At 67.3% G+C, this 25,579-nt stretch carries 25 protein-coding genes; 4 read left to right on the forward strand and 21 right to left on the reverse strand.

All coding sequences use genetic code 11. From position 1 onward, the window contains the following. Positions 1-151 precede the first annotated feature (151 nt). Positions 152-2,737 (forward strand): bifunctional aconitate hydratase 2/2-methylisocitrate dehydratase, encoded by a 2,586-nt coding sequence (gene acnB, locus BCO18175_RS31665; RefSeq protein WP_174986744.1) that lies wholly within the window; start codon positions 152-154, stop codon positions 2,735-2,737. Positions 2,738-2,904: 167 nt separating this feature from the next. On the opposite strand, the gene BCO18175_RS31670 is transcribed toward acnB, so the two are convergent. From BCO18175_RS31670 to BCO18175_RS31685, 4 genes are all read right to left on the reverse strand, one after another. Next, positions 2,905-3,318: a PPC domain-containing DNA-binding protein gene (locus BCO18175_RS31670; protein WP_174986746.1), complete on the reverse strand. Its 414-nt coding sequence runs from the start codon at positions 3,316-3,318 to the stop codon at positions 2,905-2,907. 116 nt (positions 3,319-3,434) lie between these two features. Continuing rightward, on the reverse strand, positions 3,435-4,457 hold the full coding sequence (locus tag BCO18175_RS31675) for an FAD-binding oxidoreductase (RefSeq protein ID WP_174986748.1): 1,023 nt from the start codon (positions 4,455-4,457) through the stop codon (positions 3,435-3,437). Between the two features lie 13 nt (positions 4,458-4,470). After that, a complete protein-coding gene (gene hcp, locus BCO18175_RS31680; protein WP_174986750.1) occupies positions 4,471-6,138 on the reverse strand; it encodes a hydroxylamine reductase in 1,668 nt (555 codons plus the stop codon). A gap of 194 nt (positions 6,139-6,332) precedes the next feature. After that, positions 6,333-6,560: a DUF3079 domain-containing protein gene (locus tag BCO18175_RS31685; RefSeq protein WP_174986752.1), complete on the reverse strand. Its 228-nt coding sequence runs from the start codon at positions 6,558-6,560 to the stop codon at positions 6,333-6,335. Positions 6,561-6,737: 177 nt separating this feature from the next. Here BCO18175_RS31685 and BCO18175_RS31690 point away from each other — a divergent pair, with 177 nt between their 5' ends. Further along, on the forward strand, positions 6,738-7,664 hold the full coding sequence (locus BCO18175_RS31690; RefSeq protein ID WP_174986754.1) for an ADP-ribosylglycohydrolase family protein: 927 nt from the start codon (positions 6,738-6,740) through the stop codon (positions 7,662-7,664). 85 nt (positions 7,665-7,749) lie between these two features. On the opposite strand, the gene BCO18175_RS31695 is transcribed toward BCO18175_RS31690, so the two are convergent. From BCO18175_RS31695 to BCO18175_RS31765, 15 genes are all read right to left on the reverse strand, one after another. Beyond that, positions 7,750-8,301, reverse strand: a complete 552-nt coding sequence (locus tag BCO18175_RS31695; protein WP_174986756.1) for a GNAT family N-acetyltransferase — start codon at positions 8,299-8,301, stop codon at positions 7,750-7,752. Positions 8,302-8,470: 169 nt separating this feature from the next. Next, a complete protein-coding gene (locus BCO18175_RS31700; protein WP_174968878.1) occupies positions 8,471-9,871 on the reverse strand; it encodes an MFS transporter in 1,401 nt (466 codons plus the stop codon). A gap of 30 nt (positions 9,872-9,901) precedes the next feature. After that, positions 9,902-11,146 carry an NAD(P)/FAD-dependent oxidoreductase gene (locus BCO18175_RS31705; protein WP_174986758.1) on the reverse strand — a complete coding sequence of 415 codons (1,245 nt, stop codon included), beginning with the start codon at positions 11,144-11,146 and terminating at the stop codon, positions 9,902-9,904. Further along, positions 11,143-12,105, reverse strand: coding sequence for a VOC family protein (locus tag BCO18175_RS31710; protein WP_174986759.1), 963 nt, complete (start codon positions 12,103-12,105; stop codon positions 11,143-11,145). Before BCO18175_RS31710 ends, BCO18175_RS31705 begins: the two co-directional genes overlap by 4 nt. A gap of 18 nt (positions 12,106-12,123) precedes the next feature. After that, complete coding sequence (locus BCO18175_RS31715; RefSeq protein ID WP_174986761.1) at positions 12,124-13,614, reverse strand: aldehyde dehydrogenase; 1,491 nt, start codon at positions 13,612-13,614, stop codon at positions 12,124-12,126. 72 nt (positions 13,615-13,686) lie between these two features. Continuing rightward, positions 13,687-14,502, reverse strand: coding sequence for an aspartate dehydrogenase (locus BCO18175_RS31720; protein WP_174986763.1), 816 nt, complete (start codon positions 14,500-14,502; stop codon positions 13,687-13,689). Beyond that, on the reverse strand, positions 14,495-16,162 hold the full coding sequence (locus BCO18175_RS31725; RefSeq protein WP_174986765.1) for a thiamine pyrophosphate-binding protein: 1,668 nt from the start codon (positions 16,160-16,162) through the stop codon (positions 14,495-14,497). Before BCO18175_RS31725 ends, BCO18175_RS31720 begins: the two co-directional genes overlap by 8 nt. Continuing rightward, positions 16,155-16,952 (reverse strand): SDR family oxidoreductase, encoded by a 798-nt coding sequence (locus BCO18175_RS31730; RefSeq protein WP_174946691.1) that lies wholly within the window; start codon positions 16,950-16,952, stop codon positions 16,155-16,157. The genes BCO18175_RS31725 and BCO18175_RS31730 overlap by 8 nt, the downstream gene beginning before the upstream one ends. After that, positions 16,949-17,806 (reverse strand): IclR family transcriptional regulator, encoded by an 858-nt coding sequence (locus BCO18175_RS31735; protein ID WP_174986767.1) that lies wholly within the window; start codon positions 17,804-17,806, stop codon positions 16,949-16,951. The genes BCO18175_RS31730 and BCO18175_RS31735 overlap by 4 nt, the downstream gene beginning before the upstream one ends. Next, complete coding sequence (locus tag BCO18175_RS31740) at positions 17,803-18,699, reverse strand: alpha/beta fold hydrolase (protein WP_174986769.1); 897 nt, start codon at positions 18,697-18,699, stop codon at positions 17,803-17,805. The genes BCO18175_RS31735 and BCO18175_RS31740 overlap by 4 nt, the downstream gene beginning before the upstream one ends. Before the next feature lie 18 nt (positions 18,700-18,717). Continuing rightward, positions 18,718-19,245 carry a cupin domain-containing protein gene (locus BCO18175_RS31745; RefSeq protein WP_043177345.1) on the reverse strand — a complete coding sequence of 176 codons (528 nt, stop codon included), beginning with the start codon at positions 19,243-19,245 and terminating at the stop codon, positions 18,718-18,720. A 28-nt stretch (positions 19,246-19,273) separates the two neighbouring features. Then, complete coding sequence (locus BCO18175_RS31750) at positions 19,274-20,044, reverse strand: SDR family oxidoreductase (protein WP_174911481.1); 771 nt, start codon at positions 20,042-20,044, stop codon at positions 19,274-19,276. Next, positions 20,037-21,113 carry an aromatic ring-hydroxylating dioxygenase subunit alpha gene (locus tag BCO18175_RS31755; protein WP_174986770.1) on the reverse strand — a complete coding sequence of 359 codons (1,077 nt, stop codon included), beginning with the start codon at positions 21,111-21,113 and terminating at the stop codon, positions 20,037-20,039. The genes BCO18175_RS31750 and BCO18175_RS31755 overlap by 8 nt, the downstream gene beginning before the upstream one ends. 52 nt (positions 21,114-21,165) lie before the next feature. Continuing rightward, positions 21,166-21,477, reverse strand: a complete 312-nt coding sequence (locus BCO18175_RS31760) for a recombinase-like helix-turn-helix domain-containing protein (protein ID WP_174986772.1) — start codon at positions 21,475-21,477, stop codon at positions 21,166-21,168. A gap of 1 nt (position 21,478) precedes the next feature. After that, positions 21,479-21,796, reverse strand: a complete 318-nt coding sequence (locus BCO18175_RS31765; RefSeq protein WP_011354710.1) for a non-heme iron oxygenase ferredoxin subunit — start codon at positions 21,794-21,796, stop codon at positions 21,479-21,481. A gap of 444 nt (positions 21,797-22,240) precedes the next feature. On the opposite strand from BCO18175_RS31765, the gene BCO18175_RS31770 reads away from it, so the two are divergent. Together BCO18175_RS31770 and BCO18175_RS31775 are read left to right on the forward strand one after the other, a co-directional pair. After that, positions 22,241-23,320 carry a porin gene (locus BCO18175_RS31770; RefSeq protein ID WP_174986774.1) on the forward strand — a complete coding sequence of 360 codons (1,080 nt, stop codon included), beginning with the start codon at positions 22,241-22,243 and terminating at the stop codon, positions 23,318-23,320. A 144-nt stretch (positions 23,321-23,464) separates the two neighbouring features. Further along, positions 23,465-23,767 carry a DUF1330 domain-containing protein gene (locus BCO18175_RS31775; protein WP_174986776.1) on the forward strand — a complete coding sequence of 101 codons (303 nt, stop codon included), beginning with the start codon at positions 23,465-23,467 and terminating at the stop codon, positions 23,765-23,767. A gap of 47 nt (positions 23,768-23,814) precedes the next feature. Here BCO18175_RS31775 and BCO18175_RS31780 read toward each other — a convergent pair whose 3' ends face one another. Next, complete coding sequence (locus BCO18175_RS31780) at positions 23,815-24,708, reverse strand: IclR family transcriptional regulator (RefSeq protein WP_174986778.1); 894 nt, start codon at positions 24,706-24,708, stop codon at positions 23,815-23,817. A gap of 300 nt (positions 24,709-25,008) precedes the next feature. Continuing rightward, the gene (gene tecA / locus BCO18175_RS31785; RefSeq protein ID WP_254608199.1) at positions 25,009-25,575 is read right to left on the reverse strand and encodes a type 6 secretion system effector deamidase TecA; all 567 of its coding nucleotides are present in this window, start codon (positions 25,573-25,575) and stop codon (positions 25,009-25,011) included. Positions 25,576-25,579 lie beyond the last annotated feature (4 nt).

Raw genomic sequence — 25,579 nt, forward strand, 5'->3', positions numbered from 1 at the left:
CCGTGCCCTGCGCGCCAACTCTTATATAAGACATAAGACATTTGACGTTAAAGAGCATTGAGATTAGAATCCCGCTGCAAAGCAGTGCCTGGAACAGCCCCGGAGTGCCGGCAAGGCCTTCCCCTCAAACGCAATATCAGCAGGTCTCCCCATGCTTGAAAACTTTCGTGCTCACGTGGCCGCCCGCGCCGCGCTCGGTATTCCTCCCCTGCCGCTGACGGCTCAGCAGACCGCCGAACTGGTGGAACTGCTGACGAACCCGCCCGCCGGCGAAGAGCAGACGCTGCTCGACCTGATCACCCATCGCGTGCCCGCAGGCGTCGACGAAGCCGCCCGCGTGAAGGCCGGCTTCCTGGCCGCCGTGGCCAAGGGCGAGACCGCCTGCCCGCTGCTCTCGCGCGAACGCGCCACCGAACTGCTCGGCACGATGCTCGGCGGCTACAACATCCAGCCGCTGATCGAGCTGCTGTCCGATGAAGCCGTGGCCGCCGTCGCCGCAGACGCACTGAAGAAAACCCTGCTGATGTTCGACCAGTTCCATGACGTCAAGGAACTCGCCGACAAGGGCAACGTGCACGCGAAGGCCGTGCTGCAAAGCTGGGCCGACGCCGAATGGTTCACGAGCCGCCCGGAAGTGCCGCAAAGCCTGACCATCACCGTGTTCAAGGTGACGGGCGAAACCAACACCGACGACCTGTCGCCGGCCCCGGACGCCACCACCCGCCCGGACATCCCGATGCACGCGCTGGCGATGCTGAAGAACGCACGCCCGGGCATCACGCCGGAAGAAGACGGCAAGCGCGGCCCGGTCAAGTTCATCGAATCGCTGAAGGAAAAGGGTCACCTGGTCGCCTACGTGGGCGACGTGGTCGGCACCGGCTCCTCGCGCAAGTCGGCCACCAACTCGGTGCTGTGGTTCACGGGCGAAGACATCCCGTTCGTGCCGAACAAGCGTTTCGGCGGCGTGTGCCTCGGCAGCAAGATCGCCCCGATCTTCTACAACACGATGGAAGACGCCGGCGCACTGCCGATCGAGCTCGACGTGTCGCAGATGGAAATGGGCGACGTGGTCGAACTGCGTCCGTATGACGGCAAGGCGCTGAAGGACGGCAACGTGATCGCCGAATTCCAGGTCAAGTCCGACGTGCTGTTCGACGAAGTGCGCGCCGGCGGCCGCATTCCGCTGATCATCGGCCGCGGCCTGACCGCGAAGGCACGTGAAGCACTGGGCCTCGCGCCGTCGACGCTGTTCCGCCTGCCGCACCAGCCTGCCGACAGCGGCAAGGGCTTCTCGCTCGCGCAGAAGATGGTCGGCCGCGCATGCGGCCTGCCGGAAGGCCAGGGCGTGCGCCCGGGCACGTACTGCGAACCGAAGATGACCTCGGTCGGCTCGCAGGACACCACGGGCCCGATGACCCGCGACGAACTGAAGGATCTGGCTTGCCTCGGCTTCTCGGCCGATCTCGTGATGCAGTCGTTCTGCCACACGGCCGCGTATCCGAAGCCGGTCGACGTGAAGACGCACCAGACGCTGCCGAACTTCATCAGCACGCGTGGCGGCATCGCGCTGCGCCCGGGCGACGGCGTGATCCACTCGTGGCTGAACCGCATGCTGCTGCCCGACACCGTCGGCACCGGCGGCGATTCGCACACGCGCTTCCCGATCGGCATCAGCTTCCCGGCAGGTTCGGGCCTGGTCGCGTTCGCGGCCGCCACCGGCACGATGCCGCTGGACATGCCGGAATCGGTGCTGGTCCGCTTCAAGGGCAAGATGCAGCCGGGCGTCACGCTGCGTGACCTCGTCAACGCGATCCCGCTGTACGCGATCAAGCAAGGCATGCTGACGGTCGCCAAGCAAGGCAAGAAGAACATCTTCTCGGGCCGCATCCTCGAAATCGAAGGCCTGCCCGACCTGAAGGTCGAGCAAGCGTTCGAGCTGTCGGATGCGTCGGCCGAGCGTTCGGCAGCCGGTTGCTCGGTGCACCTGAACAAGGAACCGATCATCGAGTACCTGAACAGCAACATCACGCTGCTGAAGTGGATGATCGCGCAGGGCTACCAGGATCCGCGCAGCCTGCAGCGCCGTATCGAGGCGATGGAACAGTGGCTGGCCGACCCGCAACTGCTGTCGCCGGATGCAGACGCCGAATACGCGGCCGTCATCGAGATCGACCTCGCCGACATCCACGAGCCGATCGTCGCATGCCCGAACGACCCGGACGACGTGAAGACGCTGTCCGACGTCGCAGGCGCGAAGATCGACGAAGTGTTCATCGGCTCGTGCATGACCAACATCGGTCACTTCCGTGCCGCGTCGAAGCTGCTCGAAGGCAAGCGCGACATCCCGGTCAAGCTGTGGGTCGCGCCGCCGACCAAGATGGACCAGAAGCAGCTGACCGAAGAAGGCCACTACGGCGTGTTCGGCACGGCCGGTGCGCGTACCGAAATGCCGGGCTGCTCGCTGTGCATGGGTAACCAGGCTCAGGTGCGCGAAGGCGCGACGGTCATGTCGACGTCGACCCGTAACTTCCCGAACCGTCTCGGCAAGAACACGAACGTGTATCTCGGCTCGGCGGAACTGGCGGCGATCTGCTCGCGTCTGGGCAAGATCCCGACCAAGGAAGAGTACATGGCCGACATGGGCGTGCTCAGCGCGAACGGCGACCAGATCTACAAGTACATGAACTTCGACCAGATCCAGGACTTCAAGGAAGTGGCCGACACCGTGCAGATGTAAGCACGCGGAGCGGGCTGCGGCGGGCGGTTGACGTCGCAGCACACCACGCAATGGCGTCGCAGGCTGAATGCCCGCGGCGCCATTTTTTTATGCGGTGCCGAAACGAGCCCCCTGGGAGATGGCGGGAAAGCCGCGATGACCGGCGATTCTAGCGCCGCTCGCGACATTCACGCGCCCTCGCCGCCCGGCTGGCGGCGGATCACCAGTTCGTTGAAGCCGGTGTGCGGGTCGGGCTCGCGCGCAAAGCGATGCGCAGGAAGCACGGCAAGCAGGATCTCGGCGGTCGTGCGCACCATGCAGCCGCTGGCCACGTGGCCGCCCGACACGCGGCCGACCACATCGGAAACGGACATGTGCAGGTGCGCGCCGTCCGGCGATACCGAGCCGGCCAGCGTCAGGATTTCGAGGTCGCCGCGCAGCTCGGTCGGCACGTCGGCCCCGGCAAAGCGCAACTGCGCGACGCTCAGGCTGCCGATGCCCTGGATCACGAATGCCGCACGCGCGTCGTGCTGACGCAATGCGTGTTCGATCGACGCGCGCAGGTCGTCGCCGGGGGAAAGACGCAGAGGGTGAGCTTGCATGGTCGAGCACCTGCCGATGGAGGATGGTGTCGACCAAGAGTACGTTCGCGCGGTGAATCCGGCAAGTCACCCGCGCTCGGGAACATCGCGCGCCCGCGCCGCCACTGGCCCCGGCATCAGACAGTAAAACGCTCGCTCGCGAACTGCGTGTCCGGCACGCCTGCCGTCATCGCCACGTCCCGCACCGCCTGCACGAGCGGCGGCGGCCCGCATACGTAGATGTCCGGCGGCGCATCGTTCTGCGCAAGCGCCGTGCGCAACGCGTCGGCCGGCGTGCCGCGCAACCCGCCCCACTTCTCGTCCGGACGCCATACGCACAAATCGACGCGCAGTTGCGGCAGGTCCGCCTGCAATCGCGCGAGTTCATCGAGCATGAACAGTTCGCTTTCCTGATTGACGCCGAAAAAAAGCCGGGCGTCGGCCATCTCCTGAAATTCAGCCATGCGCCGCAGCATCGACAGGATCGGCGCGAGCCCCGTACCGCCCGCGACGAACCAGCGCGGCCGCAGACTGTCCGCGAACAACCCGAAGCCGCCCATCGGCACGCGCACGGTCAGCGGATCGCCTGGCCGCGCACGCTCGCGCAGGTACGTCGAAAACCAGCCGCCCGGCCGCAGCCGGATCAGGAACTCGAGGCGGCCGTCCCAGTTGCTCGTGTTCGCGAGCGAATACGGGCGGCGCACACCGCTGCCCGGCACCTCGAGTTCCGCGAACTGACCGGGCTCGAACTCCGCGGCCGAACCGAACGCGTCGTCGGGCTCGACCTGCAGCTCGACACGCATCGTGTCGGCCGCGATCGTCTCGAGCGCCGCGATCCGCGCGGTGCGCACGGGCACCGGATGCAGCAGCACCTTGGTCCGGTCGTACGGCGCGGCGACCCGCAGGTCGCCGCGCGGCCGGGTCCGGCACAGCAGGACCGCGCCGCGCTGGCCGGCCGGCAGCACGCCGGCGCTGTCGGGCTGCATCTCGTACGCGCCGTCGACGACGGTCGCCTGGCAGGCGCCGCAGCTGCCGCGCCGGCATTGCGACGGCAGCGTGATATCGGCGTCGGCCGCGGCCGAGAGCAGATCCTGCTCGCCGCCGCAGTCGAAGCCGAAGCGCTCGCCGTCACGTGTCGTGATCTCGATGCGATAGCTCATCGAACGATCCCGCTCAAGCGGCCTGGCGCGCCAGCGACGCAGCCAGGTCGGTGCCGGCGTCGCCGATCGGCTGGATGCCGAACTGCTCGACCAGCACCGCCAGCACGCCCGGCGTCACGAAGGCCGGCAGCGTCGGCCCGAGGCGGATGTTGCGCAGCCCGAGCGCGAGCAGCGTCAGCAGCACGGCCGCCGCCTTTTGCTCGAACCACGAGATCACGAGCGACAGCGGCAGGTCGTTCACGCCGCATTCGAATGCGTCGGCGAGCGCCGTCGCGATCCGGATCGCCGAGTAGCTGTCGTTGCACTGCCCGACGTCGAGCAGGCGCGGAATGCCGCCGATATCGCCGAACGCGTGCCGGTTGAAGCGGTACTTGTTGCAGCCGAGCGTCATCACGACCGTATCGTCGGGCGCCTGCTCCGCGAACTCGGTGTAGTAGTTGCGGCCCGGCGCCGCGCCGTCGCAGCCGCCGATCAGGAAGAAATGGCGAATCTGTCCGGCCTTGACCGCGTCGATGACCTTGTCCGCCACGCCGAGCACCGCATGCCGGCCGAAGCCTACCGTGATCGCCTCTTCCGGCGCCGTGGCCGGGAACCCGGGCAGCGCCTGCGCGGCGCGGATCAGCGTCGAGAAATCGTGATGCTCGAGATGGCGCACGCCCGGCCAGCCGACCGGCCCCGTCGTGAAGATCCGCTGCCGGTACTGCGGCATCGGCTCGATGATGCAGTTGGACGTCATCAGGATCGGCCCGGGGAAATGCGCGAAGTCGCTCTGCTGATCCTGCCATGCGCCGCCGTAGTTGCCGACCAGGTGCGGAAACGCCTTCAGCGCCGGATACGCATGGGCCGGCAGCATCTCGCCGTGCGTGTACACATGAATGCCCGTGCCGGCCGTCTGTTCGAGCAGCGCGTGCAGATCGCCGAGATCGTGGCCCGATACGAGAATCGACTTGCCCGCCACCGGCGACACGCGCACGGCCGTCGGCTGCTGCGCGCCGAAGCGGCCGGTGTTCGCGCTGTCGAGCAACTCCATGACCGTCAGGTTCAGCCGGCCGAGGTCGAGTGCCTGCGTGAGCAGCGCGTTGACGTCGCTGGGGTCACGCGCGAGAAACGCGAGCGCCGCCTCGATCCCCTCGTAGATGTCGTCGCGTTCGTAGCCGAGCACCCGCGCATGATGCGCATACGCGCACACGCCCTTCAGCCCGTACAGCACCAGCGCGCGCAGGCCGACGATATCCGCGCCCACCTTGTCGAGCCCGTGGTCCACGCCGACGCTCGCGGCCTGTTCCAGCAGGCCGGCCAGATCGTCCGCCGGCTGCCACATCGCCGGCCCGTGCTGCGCCGGGACGACCGTTCCCGCCGCCCGCGCGCTCGCTTCACATGCGGCCTTCACGCGGTCGCGCGTCTGCGCCGCTTCGCGCAGCAGCGCGACGAAACGGGCCGCATGGAAGTTCACGTTGGTCAGCGTCGTGAACATCGCGTACAGCACGAACCGGTCGGCGTCGCGATCCGGTGCGCCCATCGCACGCGCGATCGCGCCGTATTGCGCAATGCCCTTCACCGCATGGACCAGCAGGTCCTGCAGGTCCGCCGTCGTTGCATCCTTGCCGCAGTTGCCTTTCGCCGATGCGCAGCCGGGCCGTGCGCCGGTCCGGTCGGTCTGTTCGCATTGATAGCAAAACACGGTGCTCTCCTTTCTCGATCATGGGGGTGCGGGTCGGCGCGATCGGCGGCGGAACGCGCGTTCCTCGCCGCCGGGCATCCCGCCCGCTTCAAGATGCGTTGTGTATGCACCTTTTTCCATGATGTTTCGTCACGCGTTTCGCAGCCGTGATGCAGATCAAGAAACCGGACGCACTCGGGTGAGGCAACTTGTCGCTATGACTGCCCGCCGGCTTCGGTGGCAGGTTCGCTTTCGTCGCCGGCATCCACGCCTTCGATGCCCCAGTCGCCGTATCGATACCAGTCGTCACCGAGCAGCTCGCTCGGGTGCTGTGTACGGCTGGAGCCGTTGCCGCAGCGCATCGCGTGCGTCGCGCAGTAGTTGTCGCATCCCCAGCAGATCCGCTCCGGATGCACGGGATGCAGCGGAAATTTCCTGGCCATGATGTTGTCTTCCCGGTGTCGTTTTATCCGCTACCGTTCGACTCTAGTTCACCGGCGTACACGCGCCATGCGGCATTCATTCGCACCGGCGGCACGGCATCGGCTAGGCACGCGCAGGCGATTGGTCTAGGCTGCACGGTATTCCGCGGCGCGAGCCGCCCATCCGGACCCTGCCCGATGACTGCCATTCCGAACCGACGATCCCGCCTGCGCGGTGGCCTGCTTGGCCTGCTGATCGGCGACGCGCTGGGCGTGCCGTACGAATTCCACGATGCCGCGTCGATCCCGCCGCCCGCCGCGATCGACATGACGCCACCGCCCGGCTTTGCGCGTGCACACGACGGCGTGCCGCCCGGCACCTGGAGCGACGACGGCGCGCAGGCGCTCGCGCTGCTCGCCGCGTTATCGGACGACCGCGAGCTGAATCTCGACACGTTCGCCCGCAACCTGCAGGACTGGTTTCATCGCGGCGCCTTCACGCCGGACGGCCGCGTGTTCGACGTCGGCCTGCAGACACAGCGCGCACTCCATGCGCTGGCGGCCGGCGCCGCACCAGCCGTTGCCGGCCCCGGTGGCGAACGCGACAACGGCAACGGCTCGCTGATGCGCTGCTTTCCGGTGGTGATGGTCGCCGCATCGCGCGACGAAGCGATCCGGCTCGCGTGCAGGCAGAGCGTCGTTACGCACGGCCACGTGCGCTCGCAGCTGGCCTGTGCACTCTATGGCCTGACGGCATGGGGCATCGTCGAAGGCCTGCCCGCGCCCGACGCGGTGCGCGCGGCCGAAGACGAACTGCTGACGCGCTACGCGGGCACCGCCGACGAGATCGAACTGAAGACCGTGCTCGATGGCCGTTTCGACGCGCCGCAAGGATCCGGTTACGTGGTCGACAGCTTCTGGTCGTCGATCCATTGCCTGCTGTCGACGGGCAGCTACGAGGCCTGCGTGAAGCGCGCGATCGCGCTCGGCAACGACACGGATACGACGGCGGCCATCGCCGGCAGCCTCGCCGGCGCGCTGTATGGCGAGCACGCATTGCCGGCCCGGTGGGTCACGGCGCTGCACGGGAAAGAACAGATCGAGGGCTGGCTCGCGAAACCGTGAGCGTTCGTCGAGAAAATCCGGCAGACAACCGCCGGGATCGACATGACCGGGCCATCACCGGCCCGGCCGCATCATGCTTCACACTTCACGCGCGCCGGTCGCTCGCCAGCAACCCGTACAGCGCGCTGTCCGACACTTCGTCGCCGACGATCCAGCGTTCGCGCAGCACCCCTTCCCGCGTGAAGCCGAGCCGTTCGAGCAGCCGCGCCGAAGCGACGTTGCGCGGATCGATATCGGCTTCGAGCCGGTTCAGCCGCAGCGTGCCGAACGCGTGATCGATCACGGCCGACGCCGCTTCGCGCATGTAGCCGCCGCTCCAGTACTTGCGCCGCAGGCTGAAGCCGATCTCGGCACGCCGGCATTGCTCGTTCGCATGGAACAGCACGCATTCGCCGAGCGCTTCGCCGGTTTCCCGTAGTTCGAGCACGCAGATCTGGTCCTGCCCGCTCGCGGACGTCGTCAGGTTGCGCGCGACGCGTTCGATCGCCTGTTCGACGTGCGTCATCGGCGAGAACGAGAAATAGCGCATCGCTTCCGCATCCGACCAGATCTCGAAGAACGCGTGCGCGTCGGCTTCGCGTAGCGGCCGCAGGACGAGGCGTGAAGTATCGAGCGTGACGGGTTCGAACAGGGGCATGGCGACGGTCGGTCGAAAAACGGAATCGTGAATTAGAACACGCGAACCGCAAGTCAGCCATTTCGTGCGTTCGCACGCCCCATTCGCCCTCGGCACGCGGTGGCCGCCAAACAAAAAGGCCCGGACATCGTCCGGGCCGCTTCACTTCATCCGTTACCGCCGGCCGCGCTTACGCTTCAAGCGCCTCGAGCACCTTCCCCTTCGTCTCGATCCCGACGAAGTGCACGGTCACCGCCGCGATCAGCGGCACGATGCCGATCAGGTAGAACGCCGGCGCGAGGTTGCCGCCGATGATCGCGTGCGGCACCACCATCGGCGCGACGAACGACGCGATCTTCAACCATGCGCTGCCGAGCCCGCAGCCCGACGCGCGGATGCTCGTCGGATACTGCTCCGGCGTATAGACGTACGCGGTAATGAACCCCGACGCCATCAAGCCGAGCGACAGCGAGCAGAAGATCGACACGACATACACCGACGACGCGTGATAGACACCCGCGAACGCCAGCGACAGCGCGCACAGCACGAACGACCACACGATCACCGGCTTGCGGCCGAGCTTGTCGACGAGCAGCGCCGACGCCAGCGACCCGAGCACGCCCATCACCGAGCCGATCACCGCCAGGTTCAGCGCGAGCTGCAGCGGCGCGTGATAGAAGTTCTTGTAGATCGTCGGCAGCCACGTCGACAGCCCGTACTGGATGAACCCGCAGGTCGCCCACAACGTCGCCACCGCGAGCGTGCGCTTGCGATACGCGGCGCTGAACAGGTCACTCATCTTGCGCTTCGGATGCTGGCGCACCATCTCGTCGAACGCGGCCGCCTGCGTGACGGGCGGCAGTTCGCCGCGCACCGACGCTTCGAACACGCCGACGGCTCGCCCGGCTTCCGGGAGCCGCCCGCGCGACGCGAGCCAGCGCGGCGATTCCGGCACGAGGCGCGTGAGCACGAGCGACAGGATCAGCGGCAGCCCGCCGACGAAGTACATGATTTCCCAGCCGAAGCGCGGCACGAGCCACGCACCGAGCGCCATCGACACGAGCAGGCCGATCGGGAACACGATCTCGTACAGCAGTACGAAGCGGCCGCGGCCATGTGCACGCGTGATCTCGTTGATGTACGTCGCGGCAACCGGCAGCTCGCCGCCCAGGCCCAGGCCCTGCAGGATCCGCAGCAGCACGAAGATCTCGAAGGTCGGCGCGAAGCCGCACGCGATGCTCGTGACGCCGATCACAGCCGAGCTCCACGCGATCGCCTTCACGCGGCCGTGCTTCTCCGCCAGCGCGGGAAACAGGAAGGCGCCGATCAACTGGCCGATCGCGCCGGATGCGATCAGCAGCCCGATCTGTGTCGGCGACAGCCCCCATTTGTGAATCAGCAGCGGCAGCGTCGCCGCGATCGTGATCACGTCGAAGCCGTCGAAGAACGTCGCGGTGCCGATCAGCACGCGGGCGCGGATCTGCATCGCGTTGGCGGGAAGCCGCTCGAGCCGCGCGATGATCGCGCCGGGCGTGGAGGCGGCAGCTTCCATCGTGGCGCGACCGGCCACGACGTTGTCGAAAGTGCTCATGCGGGGTGTCTCCTGTGTCTCGTCGCCCGGTCAGGCCAGTGTCTTGCTCGTGTCTGCCAGGGCTTCCGTATCCACTGCCCGGCCCTGGTTCATCCACTTGCGCGCGAGCTTCAGCTCACGCGCGTTGTTGACGGCGATGACACCTCTCACATGTCCTTCGCCCACGAAAAACAGCGTCGCGCGTCGTGCGGCAAGATCGCCGCGCACGACGAGCTGCGCATCGGCCGGCAGATCGCCGAGGATCTGCAGGTTCACGTCGAATTGATCCGACCAGAACCACGGAATCTCCGCGTACGGCGCACGCACGCCGAGCACGGCCTTCGCGGCCGCGATCGCCTGGTTCTGCGCGTTGGCCCACGATTCGAGCCGCACGCGCCGCTTCAGCCAGCCGTTGTGATGGTTCGCGACGTCGCCACACGCGAAGATCGCCGGGTCGCTCGTCGCGCCGAATTCGTCGACGACGATGCCGTCGTCGATCGCCAACCCCGCATCGCTCGCGAGCGACGCGTTCAGCGCGAGGCCGATGCCGGCCACCGCGAAATCGGCGTCGATCGTCGTGCCGTCGGCGAGCGTCGCGCGTACCTTCGACGCGTCGTCCGGCTGCGCGTCGAGCGATGCGAGCGCCGCGCCGAGCCGTACGTCGACACCGTTCGCGCGATGCAGGTCGAGCAGGAAATCCGACACGATCTGCGGCACCGAGCGGCCGCACAGCCGCGGCGCGCCTTCGACGACGACCGCTTCGACGCCGAGCTTGCGCGCGGTCGCCGCGACTTCGAGGCCGATCCAGCCGCCGCCGATCACGAGCACGCGCTGGCTCGCACGCAGCTTCTCGCCGAGCGCGGCCGCTTCGTCGAGCGTGCGCAGGTAATGCAGGTTCGGCGTCTTCACGAGCGAGGCCGGCAGGCGGCGCGACGTGCCGCCGGTCGCGATCACGAGCCGGTCATATTCGATCTCGCGGCCGCTTTCGGTTTTCACGACGCGGCGCGCACGGTCGATCGATGCGGCGCGTTCCGGCTGCCACGCTTCGACGTTCAGTGCGTCGAATTCGTCGGGACGCACGACGCGCACGGTTTCGATGTCGGCGTCGCCGGCCAGCACGGCCTTCGACAGCGGCGGGCGCTCGTACGGCAGATGCGGTTCGTCGGCGATCATCACGAGGCGGCCGGCATAGCCTTCCGCGCGCAGCGTCTTCAGCACCCAGCCGGCGGCCTGGCCGCCGCCGATCACGACGACCGTGCCGGGCACTGCCTGCTCCTGTGCGTTCCCTTCGCTCATGATTTGCGCTCCGTCATGAACTTGCCTTCCGGCGCCTTCGCGTTCTTCTGCCGGCGCGTGTTGCCGTCGAGGCCGCCATCGACGGCCCATTCGGCGAACACGGTCGGGCCCGGCTCGAATTCGCGCGGCTGCCACTCGGGCGTCAGCACGTCTTCGTCCGCGTAGTACTCGATCAGCCCGCCGGCCGGGTTCTGGAAGTACCAGAAGTACGCGGACGACACCGGGTGACGCCCCGGGCCGAGTTGCGTTTCCCAGCCGCAGCGGTCGATGTGCATGCCGCCGCCGAACACCTCGTGGATGTCGCGCACGGTGAACGCGACGTGGTTCAGGCCACGTTTGCCGTTCGGCAGCGCGAGCAGGAACAGGTCGTGGTGGCCGCCGTGCGGCGCGCAGCGCATGAACGCGCCGCGGCCCGGATAACGGTCGGACGTCTCGAAGCCCAGCAGCTCGTGATAGAACTTTTCCTGCGCGTCGAGGCAGTTCGTGAAGAACACGACATGCCCGACCTCGACCGGCTCCGCGCGTGCATAGATCGGGCTCGGCTGGTCGACGCGCAGCGTCTGGCCCCACACGTTCGACGGCGAGCCCGTGATGTCGAGTTCGCGCTTGCGCGTGACTTCGATGCGGATCGCCATTCCGTTCGGGTCGATGCAGCCGACCGCATCGTCCTGCGCGTAATAGCCGGGCTGGCCGGCGAGCTTCGTGCGCAGCGCGTCGAGTTCCTGCCGCGTCGCGACGCCCCACGTGACTTCACGCAGCGTCGGGCCCGCCTCGAACGCGGGCGGCAGCGCCGGATCGTCGGCCTTGACGGCCAGCACGGTGCAGCCGTTCAGCGTCTCGAAGCGTGCGCGCGTATCGTCGTGCGCGACTTCCTTCATCCCCCAGTCGGCGAAAAAGCGCCGGCAGGTCGCGAGGTCGTCGACGCCGTACGTGATCTGCTCGATTCCCAAAATGCTCATTGCGTCATTCCCCTTCGCTCAGTTCGCCCACGGCAGCGGCGCGTCGTTCAAGCCCCAGTAGAGGCTCTTCTGCTGCATGTACTCGCGGATGCCCAGACGCCCCTTCTCGCGGCCCATCCCGCTCTCCTTCCAGCCCGAGAACGGCGTGGAGATCGAGAACAGCTTGTACGTGTTGATCCAGACGGTGCCCGTTTCCAGCGCACGCGCGATGCGCCAGGCGCGCTTGTAGTCGCTCGTCCAGATGCCGGCCGCCAGGCCGAACACGCTGTCGTTCGCCTGCGCGATCAGCGACGCTTCGTCGTCGAACGGCATCGCGACGAGTACCGGGCCGAAGATTTCTTCCTGGCAGATGCGCGCGCTGTTCGGCAGGCCTTCGAGAATCGTCGGCTGATAGAAGAAGCCGTTCTCGCGCCCGTCGCCCGACGGCCGCTCGCCGCCGCACAGCAGGCGGCCGCCTTCCTCTAGGCCGAGCGCCACGTAGCGCTCCACCGATTCGCGATGCTTCGCGGTGATCAGCGGCCCCATCTGCGTGTCGGGCCGCGTCGGGTCGCCCACGCGCAGCTTGCGCGCGCCCGCGACCAGGCGCTTCATGAATTCGTCGTACACGGAGCGCTGCACGAACAGCCGCGAGCCCGCGATGCACGCTTCGCCCGACGAGCTGAAGATACCGTACAGCACGCCGTTGACCGCGTGATCGAGATCGGCGTCGTCGCATACGATGGTCGGCGACTTGCCGCCGAGTTCGAGCGACACCGGCATCAGCTTTTCGGCCGCGATGCGCGCGATGCCGCGGCCCACTTCGGTGCCGCCCGTGAACGACACCTTCTTCACCAGCGGATGACGCACGAGCACGTCACCGATCACCGACCCCTTGCCCGGCAGCACGCTCAGCACGCCCTTCGGCACGCCCGCTTCCTCGCAGATGCGAGCCAGCGCGAGCGACACGAGCGGCGTGACTTCGGCCGGCTTCAGCACCACCGCGTTGCCGCCTGCGAGCGCCGGCGCGAGCTTCTGCGCATCGGATGCGATCGGCGAATTCCACGGCGTGATCGCCGCGATCACGCCGATCGGCTCGTACACGCTCATCGTCAGGTAGTCGCCGCGCGACGGCGTCAGCTCTTCGTCGAGCGTCTCGAGGCACGCCGCGAAATAGCGGAACGTGTTCGCGGCGCTCGCCACCAGCACGCGCGTCTCGTTGATCGGCTTGCCGTTGTCGCGGCGCTGCAGGTTCGCGAGTGCCTCGTGGCGCTGCATGATCAGATCGGCGATGCGGTACAGCACCTGCGCGCGCAGGTGCGGTTTCAGCCCGGCCCAGTCGGCGCGGCGCCACGCGGCGTCGGCGGCCACGACGGCTTCGGCCGCGTCGTCCGCATTCGCGGTCGACACTTCCATGTTCAGCGACTGGTCGGCCGGATAGATGCTCGCGTAAGACGCGCCACGGCCGCGCCGCCATTCGCCGCCGATCAGGATGTTGCCGTCGGGTACGAGGCTCGTATCGAAAGGAGTCATGTCACAAGTCCCACAAATCTGTCTCTGCACGTCCGCCCTCGCCGTGGCGCGGGCGGACATTCAATGGCCCGGTCAGATCACGCAGCGGGCCGCGCGGTTGCGCAGCGCGCGGATCGCGCTGTACGCCGTCAGCGCGGACGTCTTCGGGTTGTCGGGCAGCGGCTTGCCGCTCATTTCCAGCGACATCTCGCCGAATGCGCCGCGCGCGGTGATGCGGTGCACGTTGCGCGCGACGGCCGGATCGGCAATCAGGCGCACGTGCGTCGCGTCGAGGCCGAGGCCCGCGAGCGCAACGGTTGCCGCGACGTTCGCGTTCTTCGGATACAGGCGTGCGGCATCGCGCGCGCTGCCTTCGAAGATCACCTTTTCCTCGGTCATCGCGCGCAGGTCGCACAGCGCCTCGGCGGGCGTGCCGAGCCAGCCGAGCGGCGGCTTGCGGCCCACGTACAGCACTTCGTCGAGGCCGCCCTGCTTCGCGGACGCCAGCGCGTCGATCCCGCCGATCGCGCCGGACAGCAGCGTCACCGTCGCGTCGCCTTCGTCGGCTGCCTGCGCGAGCACATCGAGCAGCGCGAGATCGGACAACGCGCCGATCGACGCGACCGCGCAATCGGTGCCGGCCTTCAGCAGCGGCACGACGTGATCGACGAGCGCGCTGTGGCCCGCGCATTCGAGCGCGAACTCGGGGCGGCGGGCCAGCGCGTCGACCGACGACACGACCTCCACCGCGCCGCCCAGCACGCCCCGTACCGCCGCGCACTGGTGTTCCGGCACGATCACGTGCGCGACGCGCAGCGACGCATCGTGCTCGACCGCGTGGTACACGGCCGCGCCGATCGCACCGAAGCCGATCATCGCGACATCGACGGGTGCGTGGCCGTTACGCATACTGGCGCTCCGACGGCTCTTCCTTCTTCACCGGCGGGCCGGCGAAGTTCGATGCGAACGAGCCGACCGACAGCATGTCGACCTCGACCATCACCGGCCCTTGCTTCGCCATCCCTTCGCGCACGATCGCTTCCGCGTCGTCGAGCGACGTGATCCGGTAGTGCGTGAGGCCGAAGCTCGCGCAGAACTGCGCGAAATCGGGCTGGTGCAGTTGCACGAAGCAGCGGCGGCCGTCGTAGTGCGCGTCCTGGATGTTGCGTATCACGCCGTAGCACTGGTCGTTCATCAGCACGATCATCACGTTCGCGTTTTCCTGCACGGCCGTCACGAGCTCGCCGACGTTGACCATCAGGCCGCCGTCGCCGACGAGGCAGACCGTCTTCGCCGCGGCGCCCGCGAGCGCCGCGCCGATGCCCATCTGGATGCCCTGGCCGATGCCGCCGCCGAGCGCATGCACGCCCGAGCGCGGCTCGAAGATCTTCAGCAGACGGTTGCCCCACGTGCTGTTCGAGATCGTCACGTCGCGCACCCAGTTGTAATCGCGGCCAACAGCGCCCTGCAGCGTGTCGACGAGCTGCTTGTACGGCCCGAGGCCCTTCGACACGTCGGCCACCGCCTGCTCGCGGGCTGCCGCGAGATCAGCCGCGAACCGCGGGTCGACCGACAGGCGGCCTTCGAGCTGGTCGGCCAGCTCGGCCAGCACGCGCTTCGAATCGCCGTGCACGAACAGCTCGTTGCGATAGCCGCGGTTGTCGGCGAGCGCGTCGGCATCGATGCGGAACAGCGGCTGCGGCAGCCCGAGCTTGTACTTCAGCGTCTCGTTGCCGCGCAGACGCGAACCGACGACGACGAGCGCATCGCAAGTCTTGTAGAACGCTTCGACGGACGCGTGCACGTTGAACGCGCCGAGCGTCGCCGGGTGATCCTCGGGCAGCACGCCTCGGCCCTGCACGCTCGTCACGACGCCGAAGCCGAGCTTCACGAGGCGTTCGACTTCCTCGCGTGCGTGGCGCGCGCCGCCGCCGAGCCACAGCAGCGGGCGGCGCTTGGCCGCCAGTGCGTCGGCGAGCTTCGCGACGCGGGCCGCGTCGTGCTCGCGCGCCGCGACGTGCGCGGGCTCCAGGTCTTCCGGCCATTCGATTTCAGCGGCCTGGATGTCGATCGGAATCTCGACCGACACGGGGCCCGTCGGCGCGGTCTGCGCGATGCGCACGGCTTCGCGGATCGTCGGCAGCACGGTTTCGACCGTGCGCACGCGGAACGCGGCCTTCGAAATTGCATCCAGCATCGACAACTGGTCGGGTGCTTCGTGGATGTACGCGAGATCCTGGTCGAGGTACGGCGTCTCGATCTGCCCCGTGATGTGCAGCAGCGCGGTGCCGGCCGTCAGCGCCTCGACCATCGCGCCGGCCGCGTTGCCCGCCGCCGTGCCCGTGCTGGTGAGCGCGACGCCGAGGCCGCCCGACACGCGGGCCAGGCCGTCGGCCATGTTCAATGCGCCGGCTTCGCCGCGTGCGCCGACGTACCGGATGTTGCCGCGCGTGTTGATCGCGTCGAGGATCGGCATGTTGTGGATCGAGATGACACCGAATGCGGTCTTCACGCCGCACTGCTCGAGGAAGGTGGCAATCAGCTCGCCAACCGTGGTTTTGTTAGACATGGCGTGCAAAGCCTCCAGAAACGTCGATATGGCTGCCCGTCGTGTACGACGACAGATGCGTTGCGAGATAAAAAAGTGCCCAGGCGGCCTCGTCAGGCTTGCCGAAGCGGTTCAGCGGAATGTTCTTCGTGCGGGCGAGCGCGCCCGTCCAGTCCTCCCAGCTTTCGCCGGACTGCGCCTGCGTTTCGTAACGGCGGCGCCACTGGCCCGACTCGACGATGCCGATCAGGATCGAGTTCACGCGGATGCGCTGCGGCGCTAGTTCGGTCGCGAGCGACTTCACGAGGCTCAGTACGCCCGCGCGCGCCGACGACGTCGCGACCATGTGCGGCTCGGGCTGCAGCGCGAGCAGCGAGTTCACGCAAGTGATCGTCGGCGCCTGCGCGTCGCGCAGCAGCGGCAGGAACGCGCGTGTCGGGCGGATGATGCTGAAATACTTCAGTTCGAGCTCTTCGCGCCACGCATCGTCGGTCGTGTCGGCGAAGGTCGACACGCGGCCCTGGCCGGCGTTGTTGACCAGCATGTCGGCACGGCCGAAGCGCGTCGAAACCGCTTGCGCGAACGCGGCCACATCCTGCTCGTCGAGCACGTTGCAGCGCTCGGCGAGCAGTTGCGCGCCCGGGTATTTTTCAACGAGCATCGCTTCGGCACGTGCGAGACGGTCGCCATCGCGGCCGCAAATCGCGACCGACGCGCCCGCCTGCAGGAACCGTTCGGCGGTCGCGAGGCCGATGCCGGACGAACCGCCCGTCACCACCGCCACCTGCCCGGTCAGATCGATCTGAATCATCGGAGTCCTAAAGCCTTGAGAAACGTGTGCTCGTCATCCGAGCGGTAATTGAGCCGCCGCGACAGTTCCGCCGCCGCGCGCTGCACCTTGTCGATCAGCCCGTCGGCGATCAGTGTCGCATCGATCTCCGGGCGCGGCACCGTCACCGTGATGCATGCAACGATCTTCTGCGTCTCGTTGCGCACCGGCGCCGTGACCACCGAGATGCCGCGCTCGAACGACGAATTGCTGACGCCGTAACCACGCAGCGCATCCTCGCGGATCACTTCATACAGCGCGTCGACCGTCTCCGGCGTCGCGTTCGTCATCCGGTTCAGCGCGCTCTCCGGATACAGCGCATGCAGCTCCTTCAACGACAGGTCGCCCATCAGCACGTGGCCGTGCGTCGTCGCATGCGCGGGCAAGCGCGTGCCGACGTTCACGCGGATCGAGCTGAACACCGGCGCCTGGCTCTGCGCCTTCGCGACGAACACCACGTCGCGGCCGTCGCGGATCACGATGTGCGTCGTGAAGCCGGTCGCGTCGCGCAGGCTCTCGATCACGGGCAAGCCCAGATCGGTCAGCTCCAGCGAGCTCAGGTATTCGAAGCCGAGCCGCAGCACGGCGATGCCGAGCTTGTAGTTGCGATCCTTGTCCGCACGCTCGAGGAAGCCGAGCGATTCGAGCGTCTGCAGCAGACGGAACACCGTCGTGCGCGGAATGCCGAGCCGCTTCGACAGCTCGGGCGCACCGAGCACGGGCTCGCGCGGCGAGAATTCGGCGAGGATCCGCAGCCCGCGTTCGAGGCCCGGCACCACGTAACTGGCTTCGGCCTTGCCGTTTTCGAGTTCGGGTTGTTGCAGCGGTTCGTTCATGCCAGCCCCCGCTGTTGGTCGCACTGACGGCAGAACGTGTCGATCAGTGTGGAATAAACGGCCGGTGCCTCGACATAGCCGGCGTGACCGGCTTGCGGAATCACCTGCAGCCCGACGTGCGCGGCCGCGGCAATCCGCTCGCACGCGGCAGGCGGCGTAATCGCGTCGTTCGCGCCGACGGCCACGGCCGTGCGGCCGCGAAAACCGGCGAGATCGGCCGCGAGATCGGCGTTCGCGAGCAGATGCGTGGCCTGCGCATAGCCGGCCGGCACGATGCGCGCCATGTTCCAGCGCACCCATGCACGCGCATCCTCGTTCGCGAAACCGGACAGCATGTTGCCGCTGCGCTGCTCGGCGAGCCCGGCCGGGCCGAGTTCCGCGAGCATCGCGAGCCGCGCGGCGCGGCGCGATTCGCGTGTTTCGGCCGGCGCGCTGCCGTAGCCGCCCGCGGGCGACACCAGCAGCAGGCCGGCGATCCGCGCGGGCATCACGCGGGCGAGACCGCCCGCGATGATCGCGCCGAGCGAATGACCGACCAGCACGCAGCGTTCGATGCCGAGTGCCTCGAGCCACGCGTTCAGCGATGCCGCGTAATCGGCGGCGGCCGGCGACGCGCCGTGCACCGGCGTCGACACGCCGTAACCGGGCGCATCCCACGCAAGCACGCGCCGCGATGCGCCGAGCGTGTCGAGCTGGCGGACCCACGATGCGGCGCCCGAGCCGATGCCGTGCAGCAGCACGACCGGCAGCGCACGGCCCGCATGCTGCGCGCCGGCCTCGCGATAACCGATCGTGCCCGCTGCGCCGGCCGCGCAACGCTGTTCGGGAAACTGCCCGAGCAGCGTGGCGAACGCCGAGGTGCGGTCGCGTTCACGTTTGTCGATGACACTCATTGCTTCACCTGCTCCGTCTCAGCGCTTGATCTTCGCGAGCGGCGAATCGGGCGGATACGTCGGCGTGATCGGCTTCGGCGAACCGAGCATCACGCACATCAGCGCATCTTCCTCGCCGATGTTGATTTCCGTGCGATACACGCCCGGCGGCACCGAGATCAGGTCGCGCTCGCCGAGGATCGCTTCCCACGTCTCGCCGTCGCGCTCGCAGATCACCTTCATCTTGCCGCGCAGCACGAAGAAGATTTCCTCGACGTCCATGTGGATGTGGCTCGGGCCGATGTTGCCGGCCGGGATGACCATCGTCGAAAACGTGAAGCCGCCGGCCGGCACCGTGTTGACGTCCTTCGCGACGCCCGTGCCGCCCGTGCCGACGTAGCGCATCTGCGCGCGGCGGTACTTCGGGTCGTAGTCGGCCTGGAACTTCAGTGCGTCCCAGTCGTAGCGCCGCGTCGCGTAGCGAGCAACGCGCCCTTCCATCCAGTCGTTGAAGCTTGCGCCTTCCGGCTGGTCCCACGACTTGCGTTCGAGATCGGCGTCCGCCATCGTCCTCTCCTTCATCAGAGTGAAAACTTCAATTCATTACGAAGCCGCCGTTCACCGGCAGCAGTTGACCCGTCACGAAGCGCGCGCCGTCCGACAGCAGGAACAGCACCGGGCCCGTCACGTCGTCGGGCACCTGCGCACGCGTCAGCGCGCGGCCCTGCATGTAGAACGCGTGGCGCTCGGCCGGCACGTAGGCCGTCGCCTCGACTTCGGTCAGCCCCGGCGCGATCGCGTTGACCGTCACGCCGTGTGCGCCGAACTCGCGCGCCTGCGCATGCGTCATCGCGATCACCGCGCCCTTGCTCGCGACGTACGCGAGCAGCTTCGGCGCGCCCCACAGCGCGGTGTCCGATGCGAGGTTCACGATCGCGCCGCGGCCCGACTGCGCGAGGTACGGCAGCGCCGCATTGCTGACGAGCCACACGCCGCGCACGTTCACGTTCATCACGGCGTCCCACGTCGACACGTCGAGCTCCGTCGACAGCTTGCCGCCCGAGTTCGTGATCGCCGCGTTGTTGATCAGCGCGTCGATACCGCCGAGCGCCGCCGCACCGTGCGCGACGAACGCGGCGACGCTCGCCGGATCGGCGAGATCGAGCGCGAAGAAATGCGCGACATGGCCCGCTTCGGAGAGTTGCGCGGCAAGCGCTCGGCCTTCGTCGGCCAGCACGTCGCCGAACGCGACCTGCGCGCCCGCTTCGACGAGCGACTTCACGAACGCCGCGCCAAGCCCGCGCGCGCCGCCCGTGACGAGCACGCGGCGCCCCGCGAGCGACACGACCGGAGCGCGCTCAGCCATTTGCCGGCTCCGATGCGGCCTGCGCCTGCGCCGCGCGATGCGCGTCGAGCGTGGAAAGGTGCTCCTGGGCACGCGTGCGCAGCATCCGGCGCACACGCGTCATGCCGACATCGTGCTGGTACAGGTATTCGTGATCGCGCGCATTCGGCGCGAGGCTTTCGAGGACGTAGCGGTCCTGCTCGAGCACGTCCCAGTGCAGGCCCTCGAGGCGGTTGCGGTACATGAAGCGCCACACGTCGCGCTGCCAGCCGCTGACCTTGCGCGTGCGCCAGAAGTAGACCTGGCAGTTGTCGCCGTCGACCGGCGTCGCGAAGCCGATGATCCCGAAGTTGCCGCCCGGGCCGAACTTCTGCTTGTACGGAATCGCGAGGCGCATCCACAGGCAGCCCGTTTCGCCGAGCTCGACCCAGTCGAAGTTCACGTCGCGCTGGCCGATCTTCTCGAACATCAGGCCCGTTTCCGTCTTGCGCACGCGCATGTCGGCCTGCTTGTCGCCTTCGGCCATCGAGTGCGAGGTGGCATGCAGGTACGCGCCGTGCATCGGGTCCATCACGTTGTCGATCGCGTACTGGTAATTGCACTTCCAGTTCGACACGCACAGGAAGTGGCCGTACTCGTCGTCGACCAGTTCCTCGGGCAGGTTCAGCGGCGCCGGCTCGCCGTGCGCTTCGTCGCCGAACCACAGGAAGATCGCGCCGGCCTTCTCTTCGACCGGATACGACTTCACGCACTTCGTGCCTTCGAGCGGGCAGTTCGACACGGCCGGCACGCGGTTGACCGTGCCGCCGCCGTCGACTTCGATGCCGTGATACCAGCAGGCGATGTTGCCGCCGAGGTTCCAGCCGAGCGACAGGCGCGCGCCGCGGTGCGGGCAGCGATCTTCGAGCGCATGGACCTTGCCGTCGTGATCGCGCCACAGCACGATCTGCTCGGACAGGCGCGTGAGGCCGACCGGTGCATTCGACACCTGCCAGCTCGGCGCGACGGGATACCAGTAGTTCTTGATGCCGCGGTCGAGATACTCACGGACCGGGTCGTGTTGGACTGCGTGTTGTACGGGGGACGTCATCAGTGTGCTCCGGATGCGGTTGTCGTCGGGTCGGCGGTCAGCGCTCAAGCGCTCATTCCGCGAGCGAGGCCATTTCGGCGCGGAAGCGCTCGGCGGTCCACACCGTGCCGTCCGGCGCGCGGAAGCCGATGCGGTTCAGGCCCGCGACGACGTCGTCCAGCTCGACCGCACCGGCTTCGAACACGCGCTCGAGCGCATCGCCGAGGTCGTCTTCGTACTGGGTCGGTGCGGCCTTGCGGTTCTGCCAGACCTGGTTCTCGACCTGGCCGGGGATCTCGATCTGCCCCTTGCCCGCGACGTTGTTCGGCTGCGGCGCCACCCACGGCTTCAGGAAGGGATTGAAGTTGACGGTCGCTTCTTTCATGTCATTCCACCTTGATCTGGATTTCCTCGCCGGCGAGACGCACCGCGTACTGCTTCAGTGCGCGTCCGCCCGGACCCTTCAGGCATTCGCCCGTCTTGATGTCGAACACGGCCTCGTGCAGCGGGCATTCGACCGTGCCTTCGTCGACGAACCCCTGCGTCAGCAGCGCATACGCATGCGGGCACACGTTCTCGAGCGCATACACGTCGTCGCCGACGCGGTAGATCCCGATTTCGACGCCGTCGGTCCGCTTGAACTCGATCGGCGTGTCTTCCGACAGCGCGCCGGCGTGCCCGGCGCAAACCCATTGTTCAGACATCTCACACCCTTCCTTCTGATCGACTCTCGGTTTGTTCCGATTTGTTCCATACCCGGAACAGCAGTTTATGGATGGTGATTATAGGAGCGACTTTCCACGAGTAAAACAAAAAGGTGCACGCCCTAGGGAAAACACTGACCGCCGGGTCGGCGATCACGTGCACCCATCTCATTAAATGAAATTTTTTGTTATGTGACGGGGAGTTACCGGGTTTACACGGGCTTCGCGCAGCGGCGCCGGGTATCGGCCGCGAACGCATCCGTCCCGTAAAAATTATTTTTGATCCGGTGCTTGACGCCTCTATACTCCATTCCATCAGAGGCACATTGTTCCTTATATGGAACATACGAATGCCCACTCGATGGCGAAGACGCGCGACGGCCGGCCGTTCCTGCGCATGCCGCCACGGCACGTTTTCATCAGGTTGGAGATTCAGGAGATCAAATGGTCAAGCACGCGGTAGCAGCAGCAGTGATCGGATTGGGCGCCGTGTCGGGCGCGTGGGCGCAGAGCAGCGTGATGCTGTACGGCAGCATGGATGCGGGTGTCGCGTACGTGAACAACGTCGGCGGCCATGCGAAGTGGGCGATGATCCAGGGCAATACGCAGCCCGATCGGTGGGGCCTGAAGGGCAAGGAAGACCTCGGCGACGGCCTGTCGGCGATCTTCCAGCTCGAAAACGGCTTCTATACGAACAACGGCCAGTTCGCGACCGCGAACACGATCTGGAACCGCGCGGCATTCGTCGGCCTCAGCTCGGAGCGCTACGGCACGCTGACGCTGGGCCGCCAGACGCCGCTGTCGTTCGACTATCTCGATCCGCTCAGCACGGCCTACCTCGCGATGAGCTGGTACGCGTTCCACCCGGGCAACATCGACGGGCTCGCCGCGACCGGCAACGTGCCGTACAACAACTCGGTCAAGTACCGTTCGCCGACCTTCGCGGGCTTCTCGGCCGCGGCGACGATGGCGCTCGGCAACACGACGAACTTCTCGACCGGCAAGTCGGTCGGCGTCGCGCTGAACTACGCGAACGGGCCGTTCAAGGCGTCGGCCGTGTACTCGAACGAGCACGACCGCTCCATCCTGATCAGCACGACCGGCATCACGTCGTTCCAGGGGCAGAACACCGCGAACGGCTACACCGCGAGCAAGGTCGAGAACATCGGTGCGGGCGCTTCCTACCAGTTCGGCGACTTCCTCGTGCATGGCCTGTACACGCGCACGAAGATGCAGTCGAACGGTTTTTCGGACACGTTCCAGAGCTACGACGCGGGCGTGAACTACCGCAGCAGCGCGTTCAACACGATCGCGGGCGGCGCGGCGACCACGACACTGGCCGGCCGCCGCTGGACGCAGGTCGAGCTCGGCGACATCTATGCGCTGTCGAAGCGCACGCAGTTGTATGCAAACGTGCTGGTCGAACACGGTTCGGGCGGCGCACAGGCCGCGTTCTTCACGGCGGGCGTGTCGAGCACCGCGAACCAGGTGATCGTGCTCACCGGCATCCACCACTCGTTCTGAACGAAGTCAGGCGTTCGGCGCCTGAAACGACAAGAGCGGCCCGCGGGCCGCTCTTGTCGTTTCGTGGATCGCATCTGCACAGCCGCCGTACCCGTCGCACCTGCAACGGGTAGCATCACCGGACCCCGACGAACGGAGACGACCGTGGCAGTCTATTTGCTGGCGCAACTTCGCTTCACGCACCGCGACGCCTACGACCGGTATCAGGCGCGCTTCATGGAGGTATTCCGCCGCTTCGACGGCCGCCTGCTCGCGGCCGACGACGCGCCGGTGGCGCTCGAAGGCGAATGGGACCGGAACAAGGTGGTGCTGATGTCGTTTGCCGACGAGGCGTCGGCGCGCCGGTTCATCGAGTCGCCCGAATACCGCGAGATCTCCGAGGATCGCCATGCGGGCGCGGACACGCTCGCGTTGCTCGTGCACGGCCTGCCCGTACCGGGCGCATGAACATGACGGCGGCGGCGCGGCCACGCGCCGGCCACGCATCGGAACACTCAGAACATCGCGACCTTGTGGCGCGCGTGCGCGAACGTCGGGTCGCTTTCGAGCGGACGATAGTTCAGCCGCTGTGACAGGTCGACCGCCGCGCCGCACACCGCTTCGACGAGCCGTTCCTTCTCGCGGGCCTCGCCGATCTCCGAGCGCGGCACCGTCGCGGTGATCGCCGCGACGATCGAGCCCGAATGATCGCGTACGGGTGCAGTCACGGCCGAAATGCCGCTCTCGAATGCCGCCTCGCTGACTGCATAGCCGAGCCGCGCGTAATGGCGCACGCGTTCGTACAGTTCGTCGACGGTGCCCGGCGTGCGCTCGGTGAACTGCTCGAGCCGCTTTTCCGGATAGAGCTGGCGCAGCGCATCGCGCGTCAGGTCGCCCATCAAGACGTGGCCGTGCACGGTGGCGTGCGCAGGCAGCCGCGTGCCGACATGCACCTTCACGGAGCCGAACATCGACGTATTGCTCTGTGCCTTTGCGACGAACACGACGTCGCGCTGGTCGCGGATCAGCAGGTGCGTCGAGAATCCGGTCGCGTCGCGCAGCCGCTCGAGCACGGGCGTGCCGAGATCGGTCAGTTCGAGCGAATTCAGGTATTCGAAGCCGAGCCGCAGCACGCCGACGCCAAGCCGGAAATAGCGGTCGCCGTTCACGCGCTCGAGGAAACCGAGCGCCTCGAGCGTCTGCAGCAGGCGGAACGTGGTCGTGCGCGGAATGCCGATGCGCTTCGACAACTCGGGCGCGCCGAGCACCGGCTCGCGCGCGGAGAATTCGGCGAGGATCCGCAGCCCGCGTTCGAGCCCCGGCACCAGATAGGACGATGCGCCGCCGGACGATTCGTCGTCGCCGGGCGCCGCGGATTCAGGCGCGCCGCTCATCGTTGTCTTGGCCATGTGGACATGGACGGAAGGAAATCAATCACGAAACAGGTCATGGATCGTCGTGGCCGGCCGGTCATGCCGCCCCGGCGCGCACGCAGTTGCACCCGCGCGCTTCGCCGCGACGCAGCATGCGCCGCCACGACTCCAAGAAGAGTCATTCACGGTCGAGAGGATAGCAGTGATGGACAGCGCGACGCCATGCGGAAATCGCCGAACGGCCGGACAGCCGCCGCCCGGCCGTGCGCGCGGCGAGCGGCTGACGGATCGCGGCCGGCGTGGCTTGCTGCGCCAGGACGCCGAGGCGCCCGCAGGCTACAGGCGCGACAGGTGAACCCGGATGTTCGCGCGGTCATACGTGAAGCCGCCGGCTGCGTCCGGCTCGAGCACCCGCGCAAGGTCGACCGCATACATCCATCCGCTGCCCAGGCGGCCCCCGTTGATCGCCCGGATCCGGCTGCCGCCGACAGCGATCGCGGCATGAAAGACCGTGCCGCCGCGCGAGAAGCCGACCGCGGTTCCCGCCGGAATGCTCGCGCGCCCGTCCCATTGACCGCCGGTCTCGAAGTTGAAACGGGTCCGCCAGTGCTGGCCGATCGTGTCGAGCAGCGCACCGGGCGCGATCATCGCGTCGCTGCGCAGCAGATACCGGACATAGGCCGCGGCGTCATAACAGACGCCGCCGGAAACGTATTCGTTGATGTCGGCCATGCCGAACATCAGCCCTTGGGCGTGCTTCTGCCGTTCGGCGAAACCGGACTGGGCGACATGGCCGCCTAACTGGGAAAGTTGCATGGGTGGCTCCTTGGAAGAAACAGGACATCGTCGTCCCGTCAACGCAATAACTTCATATGTTATTACGATATCGAGCCACTTCCGCATCCGG

The sequence above is a fragment of the Burkholderia lata genome (assembly GCF_902499335.1).
GTDB lineage: Bacteria > Pseudomonadota > Gammaproteobacteria > Burkholderiales > Burkholderiaceae > Burkholderia > Burkholderia lata_B.